This window comes from Rhodoferax sp. (assembly GCF_030646845.1).
Taxonomy (GTDB): domain Bacteria; phylum Pseudomonadota; class Gammaproteobacteria; order Burkholderiales; family Burkholderiaceae_C; genus Rhodoferax.
Map to the genome: position 1 here is coordinate 1 of NZ_JAUSLE010000048.1, position 16,993 is coordinate 16,993.

Genomic DNA, 16,993 nt, shown 5'->3' on the forward strand with positions numbered 1-16,993 from the left:
CAAGGAAATCAAATCACTCATCAACGCCAGTGTGGAGCGCGTCGAACACGGCACCACCCTGGTGGACCAGGCCGGCACCACCATGACCGAGGTGGTCAGCAGCATTCGCCGCGTCACCGACATCATGGGCGAGATCAGTGCTGCCAGCAGCGAACAGGCCTCCGGCGTGGCGCAGGTCGGCGAAGCGGTCACCCAGATGGACCAGGCCACCCAGCAGAACGCTGCGCTGGTCGAGCAAATGGCGGCGGCGGCCAGCAGCCTCAAGTCGCAGGCACAGGAACTGGTGCAGGTGGTGGCGGTGTTCAAGGCGGGGGCGAACGAGGGCCACCAGGGCATTGCCCTTCCAGGTGCCGCGGTCCGGTCTCACAAACCCGGCGCGCCACCCTACAAGGGAACCGATCGTCGCGGCGCCGGCATTCCCAAGGGAGCCGCTGCCAGGAGCGCAGCAAGCCCCCAGCCTGATCGCGCTATGACGAAGCCGGGAATTGCAGTGAATCGGTGAAGGCGTCGGCGTCCACGGCGCGCACGGGCTCGCCGTGGTTGTAGCCGTAGGTGACCAGCAGCACCGGGCAATTCGCGGCACGCGCGGCACGGGCGTCATTGCTGGAGTCGCCAATCATCAGAGTCCGGTGCGGCGCGCAATGCAGCGCTTCACAGGTCTTGAGCAAGGGCAGGGGGTCCGGTTTCTTGCGCTCGAAGGCATCGCCGCCAAACGTTACCTCAAAAAAGCCGTCCAGCCCCTTGGCCTTGAGCAGGGCGACGGCAAACGCCGTGGGCTTGTTGGTCAGGCAGGCCATTTTCAAACCGGCAGCCTGGAGCTGCTCCAGGCCAGCCTGAACCCCCGGGTAGAGCGTCGCGTGCTGTCCATTGACGGCCAGGTAATGGCCCTGGTAACTTTGCCAGGCCTGGGGGTAGAGGTGCTCCGGCCAGGTACTCTCCAGGGCATCCGACACCGCTGCGCTTGCTCCTGAATTAATAGCTTCCTGCGCCCTGTTGACGTGCGCCAGGACCATTTTTATTAGATGCTCCGAGCCTTTTCCGACCAGGCGGGCGACGGTGGCGCGATCGATCCGGTGGTTGCCAAAAGGGGCCGGCAAGTCGCCCAGCATGCGGTTGAGCGCCACACAGAAATCATCGAGGGTGTCGACCATCGTGCCGTCGAGATCCACGATGACGGCGTCCACATCAAACTGCCCGAACACGCGCGTCATTTGACCAGTTGGTTGAGTTGAATGATCGGTAACAGAACGGCCAGCACGATCAGCATCACGACAACGCCCATGGCCACGATGAGCAGCGGCTCCAGCAGCGTGGCCAGTTGCATGGCGCGACGCGCCACTTCGGCGCTCAGTTGCCTGGCGGCACGCTGGAGCATCAGGGGCAGTTGGCCGGTCTGCTCGCCCAGGCGGGCGAACATGCTCAACAATGCGGGAAAGCGTTTCTTCTGCGACAGGGCCGAGGCCAGCGGAGCACCTTCGCGCACCAGCACCAGCGCGTCCAGCGCGTCGGCGCGCATCGCGCGGTTGGACAGCGTCTCGGCTGCGGCCGCCAGCGCCTTCAGGATAGGTACACCCGCAGCCGCCAGCATGGCCAGCGTGCTGGCAAAACGTGCCGTGTTGTAACTGCGCGCCAGCTTGCCCAGAATCGGCAGCGTCAGCCAGGCCGCGTCAAAGCGCTCCCGAAAAATCGCATTGGCCAGCGCCAAACGGGCGCCAATCGCCATGAGGACAATGGCAATCAACATGAGCCAGCCATAGCTCCGCACAAAGTCGCTCATGCCGATCATGAGGACCGTCAAAAGGGGCAGTGCCCGCTTGCTGCCGGCAAACACAGTCGCCACTTGGGGTACCACGTAGGTCACCAGAAACAGCACGATCACAATTGCCACCAGGGACACGATGGCCGGGTAGAGCGCCGCGCCAATGAGTTTGGCTTTCAGTGCCTGCTGCTCTTCCAGGTCATCGGCCAGGCGTTCCAGCACCAGGCCCAGGTTGCCGCTCTGTTCGCCCGCACCAATGACGGCACCGTAGATGGCCGAGAACTCATGCGGATGCTGCGCCAGCGCCTTGGCAAAGGTTGATCCGCCGTTCACCTCGGCGCGCAGGGTGGCGACCAGATGACGTTGCGGCTCTGACTCGGCTTCATCGGACAGGGAGGTCAAGGCCCGCTCCAGGGGCAGCCCTGAGGACACCAGGCCGGCCAGCTGGCGCGTCCAGATGCCCAGACCGGTGGCGTTGAAGACACGCCGCCTGAACCTGTCGGTACGCCCCAGGATTGCGCTCTTGCCCGGTACCTGACCGCCCTCGGCGCCCACGGCCTCGACGTTGAGCGGCACCATGGCCTGGCCGCGCAACATGCCGCGCGCTGATCGGGCGGAGTCGGCCTCGATCACGCCTTTGCGGGTTTGTCCCTCGGCAGTCAGCGCTTCAAATGAATAGACCGGCATCGTGTTGCTCTGGCTTATCCCGCAGACGGGCCGCAGCGCCGGGCCGCCCCAAGCAGGGCCGGCCCCCTCGGAGGGCAGCGCAGCACACGAAGTGACAAGCGTGGGGGCACCATATCAGTCGCGCGTGACGCGCACCAGCTCTTCGCGCGAGGTGACGCCACTTTGAATCAGCCGTTCCCCGTCCTCGCGCATCAGGGTCATGCCGGCGGCCAGGGCGGCAGCGCGAATGTCGGCCTCCGAGGCACGGCTGTGAATCTGGGCGCGGATGGCGTCATCCGTGACCAGCAGTTCAAACACGCCACTGCGACCCGCGTAGCCGGTCTGGCCACAGCGATCGCAGCCCGGCGCAGTCCACGCGCCGGCCACGTTCACGCGGCAGTGCAGGCAGAGCTTGCGCACCAGCCGCTGCGCCAGCACGCCCAGCAGCGATGAGCTCAGCAGAAATGGCTCCACGCCCATGTCGGTCAGCCGCGTCACTGCACTCGTCGCGTCGTTGGTATGCAGTGTGGCCAGCACCAGATGGCCGGTGAGCGAGGCCTGGATCGCAATCTGGGCGGTCTCGAAATCGCGGATCTCGCCGATCATGATGACATCCGGGTCCTGCCGCAATATGGCGCGCAAGGCCTTGGCAAAGGTGAGGTCGATCTTGGCGTTGACCTGGGTCTGCCCAACGCCCGCCAGCTCATACTCAATCGGGTCTTCCACCGTCATGATGTTGCTACGCCCGGCGTCCAGGCGGCTCAGGGCGGCGTACAGCGTGGTGGTCTTGCCCGAGCCGGTGGGGCCGGTGACCAGGATGATGCCGTGGGGCTGCGTCACGAGGTGTTCGAAGCGCCGCAGCACTTCGCCCTGCATGCCCAGCGCTTCCAGGCTCAGGCGGTCTTCCGATTTGTCGAGCAGGCGCAGCACCGCGCGCTCACCATGCGCGCTGGGCAGGGTGCTGACGCGCACATCCACGGCACGCGTGCCAATGCGCAGGGAAATGCGGCCGTCCTGCGGCAGGCGCCGCTCCGCAATATCCAGATCGGCCATGATCTTCAGGCGCGAAATCAATGCGGCATGCAGCGCCCGGTTGGGTTGCACCACTTCGCGCAGGGTACCGTCGACGCGAAAACGCACACTGGAGTGGCGCTCATAGGGCTCGATGTGGATGTCGCTGGCGCCGTCACGCGCGGCCTGTGTCAGCAGCGCATTGAGCATGCGAATGATGGGTGCGTCGTCCGAGGTTTCCAGCAGATCCTCGATCGCCGGCAGATCCTGCATCATGCGCGACAGGTCGGCGTCACTCTCCACCTCGCTCACCACGGCCGCGGCACTCGACTCACCCTGGGCGTAGGCGGCACTGATGCGCTGAATCAGGGCCGGGGCAGCCAGCGCCTGCAGATGGCGCACCGGGTACTTGCGCATGACCTCGCCCAGGGCATTGGCTCCCGAGTCCGGGTGCACGCACAGCGTCAGGTCACCGGACTGGTCCTCCAGCAGCAACTGGTGGGTTCGGGCAAACGCGTAGGGCAGCGGGTAGCGCATGGCAGCCTTTCAGCCCACTCAGGGTTGCGTTGTGGGGGCCGGTGCTGGCGCCGGGCGGGCGACGGGCGGGGCAGGCAACAGAGGGGCCTCATTGATCGGCACCAACTGGCTCGGCACCGGTTGCGAGTCCCGGAGACCCGAGCGCATCAAGTCATAGCGATCCAGTGACAGCCGTTCGGTGGCCTGCGCGTCGCGCACCACCACCGGACGCAAAAACACCATCAGGTTGGTTTTCTTGCGGGTGCGTGCCTCGCTTTTGAACAGGTTGCCAAAGAAGGGCACGTCGCCTATCACCGGCACTTTCTCCTGGTTGCCGGAATACTCGTCCTGCAACAGGCCGCCCAGCACCACGATGGCGCCATCTTCCACCAGCACATTGGATTCGATGGTGCGCTTGTTGGTGGTAGGGCCGTTGCTGGCGTTGACGGTCGAGGCCAGCACGCTGGACACCTCCTGGTAAATCGCCAGTTTGACGGTGCCGTTTTCGCTGATCTGCGGCTTGACCTTGAGGGTCAGGCCCACGTCCTTGCGCTCGATGGTCTGGAACGGATTGACGGTGTTGCTGCTGCTGCCGGTGTTGGTGAATTGGCCGGTCACAAACGGAACGTTCTGGCCAATCACGATTTTGGCCTCCTCGTTGTCCAGTGTCAGCAAATTGGGTGTCGAGAGTACGTTGCCGCTGCCGCTTTCCTCCAGAAAACGCGCCAGAAAGCCCAGCACGTAGACCCCATTGGTCTGTCGCGCGGCGCCGATGTTGAAGCCACGCCCTGGCGCCACGGAGCCCGTGGCACCCTGCGTTGCCAGGTTGATGATGTTGTTACCGCCGGCGCCGAAGTTGGTTCCCAGCAAGCCAATGACGGTGTCACCGTTTTTACCCAGCGCGCCCTGCCACTGAATGCCGAATTCGGCAGCCCGGTCGGCGCTGACTTCGGCGATCAGGCTTTCCACAAACACCTGGGCCCGTCGTGCATCGAGTTGGTCGATGACCGCGCGCAACTGGCGGTATTGCGGCTCGGGCGCGGTGATGATGAGCGCATTGGTGGCGGGGTCGGCCTGCACCTGCCCGCCCGACGTCGCCGCTGCGGCAGGTGAGCTGCTCACTGCCCCTGCTGTTGGTGTGGCGCTGGGCGCCGCCGCCACGCGGGTCTCGCCGCTCATGGCGGCGCGCAAGGTGGCCGCCAGTTTGGTGGCGTCGGCATTCTTGAGGTACACCACATGAATGTTGCCGGCCGCGCCATTGGTGCCCGCGGCTGCCGGCTGGTCGAGCTTGTCCACCAACGATTTGACCAACGCCAGCCGCGCCGGGTTGGCGGCGCGCAGGATCAGGGTATTGCTGCGCGGTTCGGCCACCAGCAGGGTCTTGTATGAGGTGTCGGCTTGACCCGCTGGCGCCGGTCCGCCAGACGACTCCACCAGCCGCAGCACCAGCGGCGCCAGATCGACGGCAATGGCGTGTCTGAGCGGCAGCACCTCGACCTCGGTGGCGTTGGACACGTCCATGGCGGCAATGATGCGTGCCATGCGGCGCAGGTTGTCGGCATAGTCGGTGATGACCAGCGAATTGTTGCCAGGGTTGGCGTTGATCGTGTTGTTGGGGCTGATCAGCGGGCGCAGTATCGGCACCAGGTTGTTGGCTGACTCGAAGTTCAGCCGAAAAATCTGCGTCGTGATCTGGTTGCCCATGGCACCGCCGCTTGCGCCATCGCCGACTGACACCGCGCCACTTTGCAGCTTGGCATCCGCTTCCGGCACCACTTTGTACAAGCCGGCGGACTCCACCATGGTGAAACCCTGCAGGCGCAGTGCGGCCAGGAACTGGTTCATGGCCACCCGGGGGCTCACCGGTTTGTCCGTGACCAGTGAGAGAGTTCCCTTGACGCGCGGGTCGACCACGACGTTGAAGCCCGTGATGCTGGCCATGGTGCGTGCCACGGCCTCAATCTCGGCATTGCTGAAGTTCAGTGTGACGAACTCGCCAGTTCTGCTCGCTTCGGGGTTGGTCTGCGCTTGCAGGTTTAGAGAAAAAAGGCCTATGGCCCCCGCCAATAAAGCGCAAGTAGCTATTGAATGAATAGCATGTGATGCGGGCCGAAAGATGCGGAATTTCATGCGGAATCAACCCACTTTCATGATGGAGCGTGCGCCGTCGCGGCGCCCGATGATGTTCAGAAGATTGGACAAGGCATCCAGGCGCTCAGGGCTGGCGCTCGCCGTCCCCTCAAACCGTAGTTTTGATCCTACCCATTGGCCGCTGCCGACCAATTGTAGGCTGCCCTCCAGTGTTTCAAGCGCAAAGGAGGGCGTCGCACCCCCCATCAGGATGACACGGTAGCTGCCCATGGGCCTCAGGGTGGAGAGGCGTGAGGAGATCTGCGTGGCATCCAGCTGGGCACGCCCGGCCATCGACATGCGCCCCTCGGTCCACTCCAGCGCGAGCCCCTGCGTTGCCAAGATCAGTTGACCCTCGGGCTGCACCGTGTTCCACGGCGTACCCAGCCCGGCCAGCCATTGCGCCGGCCATTGGGACAGGCTGTCGGCCAGCACCAGCCGGGCGCCGCCCCAGCGTGGCAGCAGGCTCAATCGCAATGGCTGCTCCATGCAGCAGTCGGCGTGCAGACGGACAAGCACACCGGACCAGTTGGGGCGAATCAACCACGCCAGCCGGCCGGGCAAGGCGGCGGCGTCCGCACTGCCGGCACCGCCGGACAGCACCAGCTGAGCCGACCCGTTCCAGACCGTGCCGCGGGCATCCTGAAAAACAACCCGTCCGCCCGATCCCTGCTGCAAAGCCGCCGTCAACCAGCGGGCCGGCGCATTCAGCAGCGTCGCCAGCACCAGGCCCAGCAAAGCCCCCGCCAGAGCCCATGCCCACGGGGATGTCGCTTGAGAAGTGCGTTGTTTGATGCGGGGCATGGGACGACGGTGTGTGCGCTCAAGCGCAAGCTCAGGGCGTGCCAAGGCTCAGCACCAGGGTGCCATCCCATGTGCCTGCGCCGCTTCGCGTCAGGCGCGCCTCGGAGGGCGCGACGCGCGCATTCAGGCGAGCCTGCGCCAGCCACTGCGCCAGGGCATCGGCCGAGGCCCCCTTGAGCGTGACCGTCACCCGCTCACCCGCCACAGCCATCTGCGCCGTGGCACCAAACTGTTGTTTGACAGACGCTTCCAGCATGCGCCGGGCGTCGTCAGGCGCCATCCGGGGCTGGGCCTGCAATGTCTTGACCTGCTGCTGCAGGCGCTGCACCTGCTGCAGTTGCGCGTCCAGTGACAGGTGCTGGCTCTCGGCAGCCCGCAGGGTTGCCAGCGCCGGCGCCAGACCAACCCACCACAACAAAGCAGCCAGCACCAGCGCCAGTGCGGCCAGCATCAGATGCTGCTCGCGGCGGGAAATCCCGTTCCAGCGGGCTTGAAGGAGGGGGGGCAATTTCATGGTGCCGAAACCTGTTTGATGATAACGTTGTCGCCCTCGGCAGTGGCCGCGTAGCCCTGCGCCTGCAGTTTGAAGGCAAGCTGCGACATGTCCGCGGCCGGCAGCTTGAGCCCTTTCATTCGAACTTCGCCCGCTACAAATTCAATAGCATCTGGTGCTTTATTGGCGAAGGCCAGGGCGCCAAACATGCCCAACATGGTCTCCATGTCGCGCCCCGTCGCGACGCCGCTGGCCCGTTGCAGTGCAGCCACTTCGCGGGCCATCTGCAGCGGCGCGTCCACCACCACCCGCACATTGGGAAAGGTGCTGGTCAGCACCTCGCGAATGGCCACCCGTTTTGCGTTGATCCGGGCTTCCTCTTTCCGGGCCCAGGCGTTCAAGCCGACGAGGTTGACCGCCAGCAAGGCCAGCAGCGCGACACGGGCTGCGCGCCAGCGGGGCGCCCGCACCAGGCTGCCCAGCCCGGCCGACAAACGCTTCCAAGTTCGGGTGCGACTGGAGCTCAGCAGGTCAAATTGCGCCAGGTTCCAGGGCGACTGAATCGCCAGCAGACGGCGCTGCGCACTTTGCTGCAGCGTGACGTTGCGCTGGAAAAGCTGCTCTGCCAGGGCCGCTACGGCGGGTTCGGCCACAATGCCGGCCGTGTCGGGCCAGTTCAACAGTGCCACTGACGCTGCGGACAAGGGCCACACCGCCACACCGCCCCGGGCGGTGAATACCATCTGCGCATCGTCGGGTTCGCCCATCACATAGACCGCGTCGGTGAGTGAGTCGGGCGCGAACTCCGGGACGATGCGGGCCACGGTTCGCCCAGCCTGCTCCAGCGCTTGCAGTGCACCGCGCAACCAGGCACGGTCACACACCGCCACCCACACCGGCGCATCGGCGCGGGGCTGCGGCTCGATCGCAAAATGCAGCTGCGACGTGTCGTCCAGCAGCCGCTCCTCCAGCAGTCCTTCGAGCACCGCACGCAGGCGCGAGGCGCCACCTTCCTGGAAAAAACGTCGGCCCAGCGTTCCCCGGGGCAGTTGTACCGGATGCCAGGACAGGTTGCGCGCGCTCACCAGGGCCACTACCTCGCCGCCTCTGTCATCCACCGTCGGCAACAGGGCGACCGGTGCCCGCGAGTGCTCGTCCACCGTGCTGCCATCGACAGTCAATACATGGTCGTACAGGGTGGCCGCATCGAAAGGCGCCGGGGGAAGGGTGACGATAAGGGTGGTCATGCGCGGGTCTTGGTCCTCGTCATTGTAGAGAGGCGGTCGTTTGCGCCACGCCGCGCTTGCGCCACAGCGTGGTCACGTTCATGCCATCACGCTGCACCAGGGATTGCTCTTGCACCCGGGTCTGCTCCACCCGAAGGGCGCCGCGCACTTCAAAGAAACGCGATGTCACGCTGTGCTGCGCCTCATTGAACTGCGCTGCGGCGTTGCCACCGGCCTTGACAGCGTCACTCAGCGCGGCCAGGTGCGTCATGTCGCGGGAGCGCACCAGGCGCTGGGCCTCCGCCAGGTCAAAGGCCTCGACGCTGGCGTAGATCACTTCCGCCGAGGCGGTGTTGAGGTTCACGGGTGTGTGCACCGGCAGAATGGTGATGTAGGGGCGAAGCATGGCAACGGTTCGCGGCGACAGGCCAAACCAGGCCAATTGGTCGGCCTCCTGCGGCCACAGTGGCGCCGCCGGATTGGACCCCGCTTCAGGACGGTTTTCCTGCGCGAGGCGCAGGTTTTCCGCCATGGCCGCCAGCTCGCTGGCGGGCAGATTCAGAAGTTCAAAAAGCCGGGCAAAAGCAAGGCGGCTGGGTTCGCTGATCTTTCCGTCCTGTACCAGGTTGACGACGTTCAGTCGTGACTGCAAATCGACGATCTGCCCGGACAGAAAAGCTTCCTGCGCAGCGTCGGATTCCTGGGCATCGGTCCGATCGGCGGCCAGAAATGTCGACAGGCGGGCTTCTTCCAGCGGCACGGCCCACGGCTCGCCCAGATGGTCGGCCCCGCCTTTGCGTGCGTCTTCGCGCAGGATCAGGCGGGCCCAATCCAGCGCACCGGTCAGCACCCACGCCGACTGCGTGCGGCTGCGCTCCGCTGCTTCCACTTCCACGCCGCGCCATTGCTGCCAGAGCACGGTCGAAGCCAGGGTTGCCACCAGCACCACCGTCAGCATGGCCGTCAGGATGGCGGCACCGCCTTGTGCCCTGCGGGTCGGTTGCTGGGGCCGGCACCTCATTTGCCACCCCCCAGGGTTGGACGCAGCCAGTCGCGCGTCAAGGTGCCCGTGATGGCCTGGCCCGGTGTCAGACTCAGCACCAGGCGAATACCGTCGGGGACAACGGGAACAAGGGGATCGGTCGCCGCTTTGGCCGCCGTGGCCGCGCCTTCGCTGGAGAGCGGATTGCTCCATGCGTCGCCGCGGTAGTAGAACACCTGCCACCGATCCAGGGGCACGATGCGCACCTCACGTTTGCGGTCTTCATCGCCAGGGTTCTGGGCCCACTGCGCGGCCTTTTGCCATGCCAGCTGCAACTCGCCGCGCGTTGTCAACGGCGGCGACTGCCATCGCAGCCACTGGCCGGTGCCGTCGATGCTGCGCCGCGACCAGGCCACCACGCTCAATCCCTCGCCGGGTGTGGCCGTGCCCCGGCGCACGATGCGCAGGGCACGACCGTCCCAGTCGAGGCTCGGGGTGTTGGGCTGTGGTGCCAGCGCGTCCAGATCGGCCGCCCACTGCGCCAGCCCGGCCTGCAGTGCCAGCACCTCGTCCGAGTGCTGGCGCAGCTGCGCCTGGGCGCGCGTCATGCCGTCGAGGCCGCGCCAGCTCAGGACGGCCATCAATGCCATCAGGCTGATCGCCACCAGCAGTTCGATCAGCGTGAAGCCTTGGGCCGGACGCGGTCGCATCAGTAGCGCCCCACCACGGTGGAAAAGCGCAACACCGAGGCTTCCCCATCCAGCACCTGCGCATCCACCCGACGAAAATTCGGGTTGGGCGTGGGCCGCACGGCCACAACCACGGTCAGGACGCGACCGGCCTGCTCACAGGCAACGCTGCTGTCGCCCACGCCGGGCATCTGTCGGGTCAGCCGGGTCTTGATGAGTTCATTTTCAGCGCAGATCTGGGCCAGCAACACGTCCGACTGGCGCTGCGCGTGGCGCGTCAGGGCGGCGGTGGCCTGCAAGCCGGCCATCAGGGAGATGGCCACAATGCCCAGCGCCACCAGCACCTCGACCAGGGTAAAGCCGCGCATTCGGCGGTGCATTGCCATGGTTGGAGCGTTGGCGGCCTGCTTCACTGCGCGGCCGCTTGCACAGCAAACGGGCGCACGCCATCGGTCGCCAAGCGAACCTGTTGACCGGGCTGGCCCTGCGACACGAGCAGCAGCTCCTGCGGCCCGATGATCGGCTCCGGCCCCAGCAGCAGGGAAGGTGTGCCTACCACGCCTGTATCGCCATCGAGCCATTGCTCCGGCAAGGTCGAAGGCGCCAGGCCGTCAAAACGAAATCCGCCGGGGTTGGCGCGCCAGTGCACCGGCACACCGCTCACCCGCGAGCGAGCACGGGCCGACTCCAGCAGCGCGGCCAGACGCTGCGCCTCGCGGTCGAGCTGGACCTGGGAGGAATCGCGCATCGCCAAACCCACGCCTGCCGAGGCCATGGCCATGATGGCGACCACCACCAGCAGCTCCAGCAGCGTGAAGCCGGCGCTATTGCCAGCTGCCGATATCTGCATTCTTGCCCTCGCCGCCGGCCTGCCCGTCGGCACCGAAGGACATCACATCGACTTCACCCTTGACGCCGGGGTTGAGGTAGAGATAAGCCTGGCCCCAGGGGTCATTGGGCAGCTTGTCGACATAGGGCTTCCAGTTCCCGGGCACCGGGGCGACCGTGGGTTTGGTAAGCAACGCCTGCAGGCCCTGCTCGGCACTGGGGTAGCGCTGGTTGTCCAGCTTGTAGAGTTTGAGCGCCTGCATCAGGTTGTTGGCGTCGGTCTTGGCGGCGGTTACCCGCGCGTCGTCGGCCCGGTCCAGCACGTTGGGCACGATCAGCGCGGCCAAAACCCCAATGATCAACAGCACCACCATGAGCTCGATCAGCGTAAAGCCACGTTCAACATGGCGCTTCAGTGTTGCGGAATTTGCGTTCATGCGGTTTGGGTTACTCATAAATAGGGGCCACTTTAACGGCAATTTCCGGGGTGGGTTACCGACCTTGATATTTATCAATGATATTTGCCTGGCTGGGGCGTCTTCATTGATCTACATCAGTTCGCCTGTAGAGCATGGCAACAATAATTTACACATATCTAGATACCGGGGGAGGTACATATGCAAATCACAAACTCTGGCCTTTGGTCAGCTCATCGCGCGCTGGCATTGCATCGACGACCTCAGACGCCGCGTCTTTGAGCCTTTTCTTCTTCATGTTTTTCAACTCAGTTTTTTAAAAGGGGACCGTAGCCATGAAACACACTTCTTTCCAGGCCAGGCGTTCATTGCTGACTTTGGCGCTCATGGGTGCTTTTGTGGCACCCGGGGCGTATGCGGCAACCTACACGGTGGACACACTCGCCGACGATTCCAATGGTTCGACCTGTTCACTACGAGACGCCGTGCTTTCGGTGAATTCCGGTGGAGATGTAGGGGGCTGCCACGCCGATCTCACTCAAGCGTGGGGCGTAAACGACACCATCAACCTCCCGGCTGGCACCTACAGACTGGCGAAGGGTGGGCTGGACGAGACGGCCGTGGGCACCGCTGAAACGGCAGCGGAGAGCAACGTGCCGGACGCCAGCGTCGGCGATCTCGACGTGCTCAAGAGCGTGAAGATCATCGGGGCGGGTTCGGGTACCACCCGAATCGAGTGGGATCCTCTTGAAACGGTCCCCGCCAATACCGACCGGATTTTTCATATTTACACCACGAACGCCCTGACCCTGAATGTGGATGTGGTGATTCAGGGGGTCACCCTCGCCAGCGGCAAGACCTTCGAGGTTGATCTGGGGCCGAACACGGATCCGATGGCGTATCCGAACTTGCATTACTACTTGCGGCGGGCTGGCGGTGCGCTGGCGCTTGGCGCGGCAGCCAATGTGGTCGAGATTGACACCTCGCTGACCGGCGCGGCAAACGCCAATACAGGTGGCCTAGGCGGCTCCACGGGTGGGGAATCCGGAGCGACTGCCTACACGCTTGCGCTGACTGACGTCATCATCGATGGCAACAGTGCTCAGGGGGATGGAGGCGGCGCATACATCGCGGCTCCAACAACTGCCACGAACGTCGTCCTTAGCAATAACAGGGCCACCACTAACGGTGGCGGTATATATAACGAAGGTAATACGTCGATCACCAACTCGACGCTCAGCGGCAACAGAGCCGAGGGTGGTGGTGGCATTTTCACCACAGGTTCCAATGCCGTGGCTATCAGTCGCACCACGTTCAGCGGCAACAGGGCGATCGGCGGCGGCGCCATCAGCAACCGCTCGGGCGTGACCGTGAACCTGGTTAACTCCACCCTCAGCGGCAATTTTGGCAGGGACGTTGGTGCCGGGCTCTACACCAACGGCTCCGTCAATCTGAATTTTGTGACGATCGCGAACAACGTGGCTGGCGCGGACTCCCCAACGTCAGGTTCCGGCATCAACACCTTTCCCTCTGGTTCAGGGGTTTTGACGTTGAAGAATGTCCTGCTGGCCGGCAACAAAAAGGGGTTGCCATACGATCCCCTTGTTCCCGCAACGGATCCCCTCAGCGATTCATTTGTGGTGCCGGACGCCGCCACTATCGCAGCGTTGCCTCCGGCCAACTGCGGCACGACAAGTGGTGGTGGTGGCATCACGGTTACCTCGTTGGGTCATAACCTGAGCGGCGCCACCGACACGACTTGCAACATAACCGTCTCGTTTTTGATGGATACGACCGACCAAAACAATGTGGATCCGAAGATCGGTGCGCTGGCCTTGAACGCACCGGGCCTGACGCAGACGCACGCCCTGCTGGCCGGCAGCCCGGCCCTGGGCGCGGGGGTAGCGGTTGCGGGGGTGACGTTGGACCAGCGTGGCATCACCCGCGACGCCACGCCGGACATCGGCGCTTATGAAGAACCGACCATCGTGATCCCTCCGACCACGCCTCCAACTGACACGACTGGCACGACAGGCGGTGGCGGTGGTGGCGGCTGCACCGTCAACCCCGATGCTGAATTTGACCCGGGCCTGCTGGCCTTGCTGGCCACTGCCATCGGTGGTGTGTTCCTACGTCGTCGGCGCCAGCAAGCGGCGCGCCGCTGAGCGGAAAGCGTTAGATCAACCCACGCTGCGGCGTGGGTTGTGTAGACCACTTGTTTTTATTGTGTTAACCGAGAACCCGTTATGAAAAATAGAACTTCACAGCTCTGGTCTGGTAGGGGCATGCGCACAGCATGCCTGGCGGCTGCATCCGCAGTCGCGTTGGTTTTGGGAGGGTGCGGCTCCGGCTCAGGCACCAGCTCCTCGACCAGCCCAGTCCCCTTGGACATCATCGAGGCCAACCTGAACGCCCAAGCGGCGCAGATTGGCGGCGCTACGCAGGCCGTGACGCTGTACAACGATGGCACGACGGACTGGACGCTGTACAGCATGGCCAACCGCTTCGCGGTGACCAAAGTCGGCATGAGCAAGGACACGGTGTCCGAAATCACTGTGCCGGGCTACATCCAGCACATCACGGTGGTCAAAGACTACGGCGGCAAGAACTACGCCTTGCTGTCCATGGGAAGCAAAGGCATTGGCGTGGTCGATCTCACCACCCCCGGGGCACTGACTTCGGCGGCTTATCTGCGCACCATGACGGTGAACTACATGACGCCCGCGTACACCTATTCGGACGGTGGCGGCACAGTCTTTACCGAGCCAGCATCAACAACTGACCGCACCTCGGGCGCGGTGAATGACCTGCTGGTCTATGACGATCAGGCCACCCCCACCGATGCCAGCGACGACCAGTTGTTCATCGCCAACGGGTCCTATGGCATCCAGAAGACCGCGCTGTCGAACTTGATGGGTGGCACGGATGGTGGCGCACTTTCCGCCTTTACTGCACAGAAATGGACGCTCAAGTACGCCGGCGAGAATCCATGGGGCGGGCCGGTTAGCCTGAAGGAGCACGGCGGCAAGCTGTATGCGGCGCTGGGCTTCCTCGGCATCGGCATATTCGACCCGGCTGACCTGACGCCTGCAGGTGCCTACAACCTGTATGCCGACTGCACCAACACGGCACAAGAAGACTGGTTCGGCTATCCGAAACGCAAGATTTCCTGCCCTGATGCCTCTTTGACAGCAGGCGTGGTCGCCGGGGGTGTCGATGCCGATGGCATGCCAACCCACCTGCAGGCAGCCGAAGAGTTGGGTAACAAGAACGATCGTGTTTTCTACCCTTGGGCTGAGTTCGACCGCTACGGCAAGTATTACTACTACGCCCGCACCATGGAGTTGGTGGACCTGCCCGGCAGCAAGACCATGGCTTACGTGGCCTACTCTTTGGGCGGCTTGGTGGCGGTGGACGTCACCAACGCGACGGCAAGCGTCAAGCCGGTCTATGCGGGCTACGTGCCGGCAGTTCCGGCCCATGGCCCGGACGAGCCGCCGATCAATGTCGACAAGAAAAGCATTCTGTCGCACTTCGGCTCCGGCATGCTCAAGGAAGCCGGCGTGATGGACGTGCGCGTGGTGACTGACCCGACCGATCCCAACAAGTACCGCGCTTACTACACCGACCACTTCGCTGGTCTGGTGGTGGTCAGCGGTGCCGAGGCCCCGGCCACACAGTGGAAGAATGCCGGAGGGCCGTTTGACAATAACAAGATCAATGGTGTTGCCGAGCCAAGGGTGTATTGGCCTGACTACGAGTTCGTCAAGTCCTACGACATGACACCCGTGGTGGTGGGTGACGAGTCGATGCCGGCGTTCCTGGTGGCAACCAACGGTAACTACCCCGGCCCGGCGATGCTGGCTACGGGTGAGATCAACGGCCACGGCGGCGCGCTGTTCCTGATGCCCACAAGGAATCCTGCTGCTGCAGGCCAGGTGGATGCGGTGCAATCTTCCGGCGCCGGCGGCGTGAGCTTCGTCGACTTTGTCAATCTGACGAGCAGCAACGTGGCAGTGGCCAACCGCTTCGCCGTACCGGTGAACTTGGTGAGCACCAACGAGGTGGGCGCGAAGATTGATGGCAGCGCCGGGGAGGCGATCGCGATCGGCCACGCCGAGGGCGTGACAGTGTCTGGCAACCACCTGTATCTGGCCGACGGCCCGCACGGCATGAGTGTCTGGCGCATCGCCAATGGCCTTAGCCCCATCGACGACCTGCATCTCGTGGCCAACACGCTGACAGACGAGTACCCCACGCCGGGCATCAACGTGGCGCCAACGCCGCACGCCTTCAAGGTAGGCTTCGGCAGTGATCCGACCAAGGCGTACGTGATGAGCCAGAGCTTGGGCATGCGTCGGGTTGATGTGTCGGCCGTCACCGGCGGTAGCGCAGCGGTAGGCGCACCCGCACTGCTGAACGCGTACGGCAACATCTTCGAGCACAACACCGAAGCCGGCAGCGTCGGCATAAACAAGGTGACCGGTCAAGACCATGCCTACGGCGTGGTCTTCTCTGGCAAGTACGCCATCGTGGCTGACGGCGACAACGGTGTGACGGTGTATGACACGACGGCAGCTGCCGGCACGGACGCGAGCGTGGTCGCCAACATCGGCGACTCGCTGGGGACGAGCGGCAAGCCCCCGCTGGGTCGTGCGGCGACTGTCAAGCTGTGGACCAACTCGGCCACTGGCAAGACGTATGCGGTGGTGGCGGCAGGTGCTTACGGCATCTCGGTGGTTGACATGACGGCCTTCCTGGCCAGCGGAAACGCTGCGGACTTGGGGATCAACAAGCTGATCAAGACTTTTGAGCCGCTCAAGGCCGATGACGACAACGCATTCGGCGCCGCCGACGGCAAGAGCGTGGACGTACATGTGGTGGACGACATCGCTTACTTCAGCTACGACAGCTTTGGTCTGGTGGCCTACCGCATGACCGACCTGATCCGGCCCGCCACCGAGGAGCGTCCGCTCAAGGTGCCGACCGGCCAGGCCGCTGATGTCTGCGCCACCATCACCGACGTGACCAAGCTGAGCGCCAAACAGGGTGGCGTGGGCGAATGCCGGCCAACCGCGGTGGGTTACCTCAAGCTGCAGAAACTGACAGGTTATGAAGCCGAGGAGGGTGGCGCGCTGTACATGACGCCGCAGTACTTCCCGGCGAACGTGCCGATCCGTAACGAGGCCGGGCAGGTGTACGTGCTTGACAAGCCCAGGCTGCTTTTCTACGTGGCCTACGGCGAGTCCGGTGTGGTCAAGCTCGATTGGAGCAACGTGGCCGCACCGACCATGATGGCCATCAAGGGCGTCGTGGGTGGGGCGTCAGCGACCGCCATCAACAACGGCCGCGTCTACGTGGCTGCTGGCGCAGGTGGCCTGGTGGTGTTCAAGTAAGCATCGCGGCGCCACAGCCGCATCAAAAGGCCGGGCAATTGCCCGGCCTTTTTCATTGACATTACGCAACACGTTTT

15 protein-coding genes are annotated in these 16,993 nt (G+C 64.1%); 3 read left to right on the top strand and 12 right to left on the bottom strand.

The genetic code is table 11. From position 1 onward, the window contains the following. A partial coding sequence (locus tag Q7T10_RS10985) for a methyl-accepting chemotaxis protein (protein WP_304748121.1) occupies positions 1–502 on the top strand: 502 nt, incomplete at its 5' end. On the opposite strand, the gene gph is transcribed toward Q7T10_RS10985, so the two are convergent. From gph to gspG, 12 genes are all read right to left on the bottom strand, one after another. After that, entirely contained in the window at positions 468–1,211 is a 744-nt protein-coding gene (gph, locus tag Q7T10_RS10990) for a phosphoglycolate phosphatase (protein ID WP_304748123.1), read from the bottom strand. The genes Q7T10_RS10985 and gph overlap by 35 nt on opposite strands. Next, positions 1,208–2,446 (bottom strand): type II secretion system inner membrane protein GspF, encoded by a 1,239-nt coding sequence (gene gspF, locus Q7T10_RS10995; protein ID WP_304748125.1) that lies wholly within the window; start codon positions 2,444–2,446, stop codon positions 1,208–1,210. The genes gph and gspF overlap by 4 nt, the downstream gene beginning before the upstream one ends. Before the next feature lie 114 nt (positions 2,447–2,560). Beyond that, entirely contained in the window at positions 2,561–3,973 is a 1,413-nt protein-coding gene (gspE, locus tag Q7T10_RS11000) for a type II secretion system ATPase GspE (RefSeq protein WP_304748127.1), read from the bottom strand. Positions 3,974–3,991: 18 nt separating this feature from the next. Further along, positions 3,992–6,082, bottom strand: coding sequence for a type II secretion system secretin GspD (gene gspD, locus Q7T10_RS11005; RefSeq protein WP_304748129.1), 2,091 nt, complete (start codon positions 6,080–6,082; stop codon positions 3,992–3,994). A gap of 6 nt (positions 6,083–6,088) precedes the next feature. Further along, on the bottom strand, positions 6,089–6,886 hold the full coding sequence (gene gspN / locus Q7T10_RS11010; protein ID WP_304748131.1) for a type II secretion system protein N: 798 nt from the start codon (positions 6,884–6,886) through the stop codon (positions 6,089–6,091). A 31-nt stretch (positions 6,887–6,917) separates the two neighbouring features. After that, positions 6,918–7,400: a type II secretion system protein GspM gene (gene gspM / locus Q7T10_RS11015; protein WP_304748133.1), complete on the bottom strand. Its 483-nt coding sequence runs from the start codon at positions 7,398–7,400 to the stop codon at positions 6,918–6,920. Next, the gene (gene gspL, locus Q7T10_RS11020; RefSeq protein WP_304748135.1) at positions 7,397–8,626 is read right to left on the bottom strand and encodes a type II secretion system protein GspL; all 1,230 of its coding nucleotides are present in this window, start codon (positions 8,624–8,626) and stop codon (positions 7,397–7,399) included. Before gspL ends, gspM begins: the two co-directional genes overlap by 4 nt. Before the next feature lie 19 nt (positions 8,627–8,645). Then, entirely contained in the window at positions 8,646–9,626 is a 981-nt protein-coding gene (gene gspK / locus Q7T10_RS11025) for a type II secretion system minor pseudopilin GspK (RefSeq protein ID WP_304748138.1), read from the bottom strand. Further along, complete coding sequence (locus tag Q7T10_RS11030; protein WP_304748140.1) at positions 9,623–10,297, bottom strand: type II secretion system protein J; 675 nt, start codon at positions 10,295–10,297, stop codon at positions 9,623–9,625. Before Q7T10_RS11030 ends, gspK begins: the two co-directional genes overlap by 4 nt. Further along, positions 10,297–10,662 carry a type II secretion system minor pseudopilin GspI gene (gspI, locus tag Q7T10_RS11035; RefSeq protein ID WP_304748141.1) on the bottom strand — a complete coding sequence of 122 codons (366 nt, stop codon included), beginning with the start codon at positions 10,660–10,662 and terminating at the stop codon, positions 10,297–10,299. Before gspI ends, Q7T10_RS11030 begins: the two co-directional genes overlap by 1 nt. A 23-nt stretch (positions 10,663–10,685) precedes the next feature. After that, positions 10,686–11,126, bottom strand: a complete 441-nt coding sequence (locus tag Q7T10_RS11040) for a prepilin-type N-terminal cleavage/methylation domain-containing protein (RefSeq protein ID WP_304748143.1) — start codon at positions 11,124–11,126, stop codon at positions 10,686–10,688. After that, on the bottom strand, positions 11,101–11,541 hold the full coding sequence (gspG, locus tag Q7T10_RS11045) for a type II secretion system major pseudopilin GspG (RefSeq protein WP_304748145.1): 441 nt from the start codon (positions 11,539–11,541) through the stop codon (positions 11,101–11,103). Before gspG ends, Q7T10_RS11040 begins: the two co-directional genes overlap by 26 nt. Positions 11,542–11,855: 314 nt before the next feature. Between gspG and Q7T10_RS11050 the strand changes: the two genes are divergently transcribed. Further along, entirely contained in the window at positions 11,856–13,685 is a 1,830-nt protein-coding gene (locus Q7T10_RS11050) for a choice-of-anchor Q domain-containing protein (protein ID WP_304748149.1), read from the top strand. Between the two features lie 219 nt (positions 13,686–13,904). Then, positions 13,905–16,916 (top strand): hypothetical protein, encoded by a 3,012-nt coding sequence (locus Q7T10_RS11055; RefSeq protein ID WP_304748151.1) that lies wholly within the window; start codon positions 13,905–13,907, stop codon positions 16,914–16,916. Positions 16,917–16,993 lie beyond the last annotated feature (77 nt).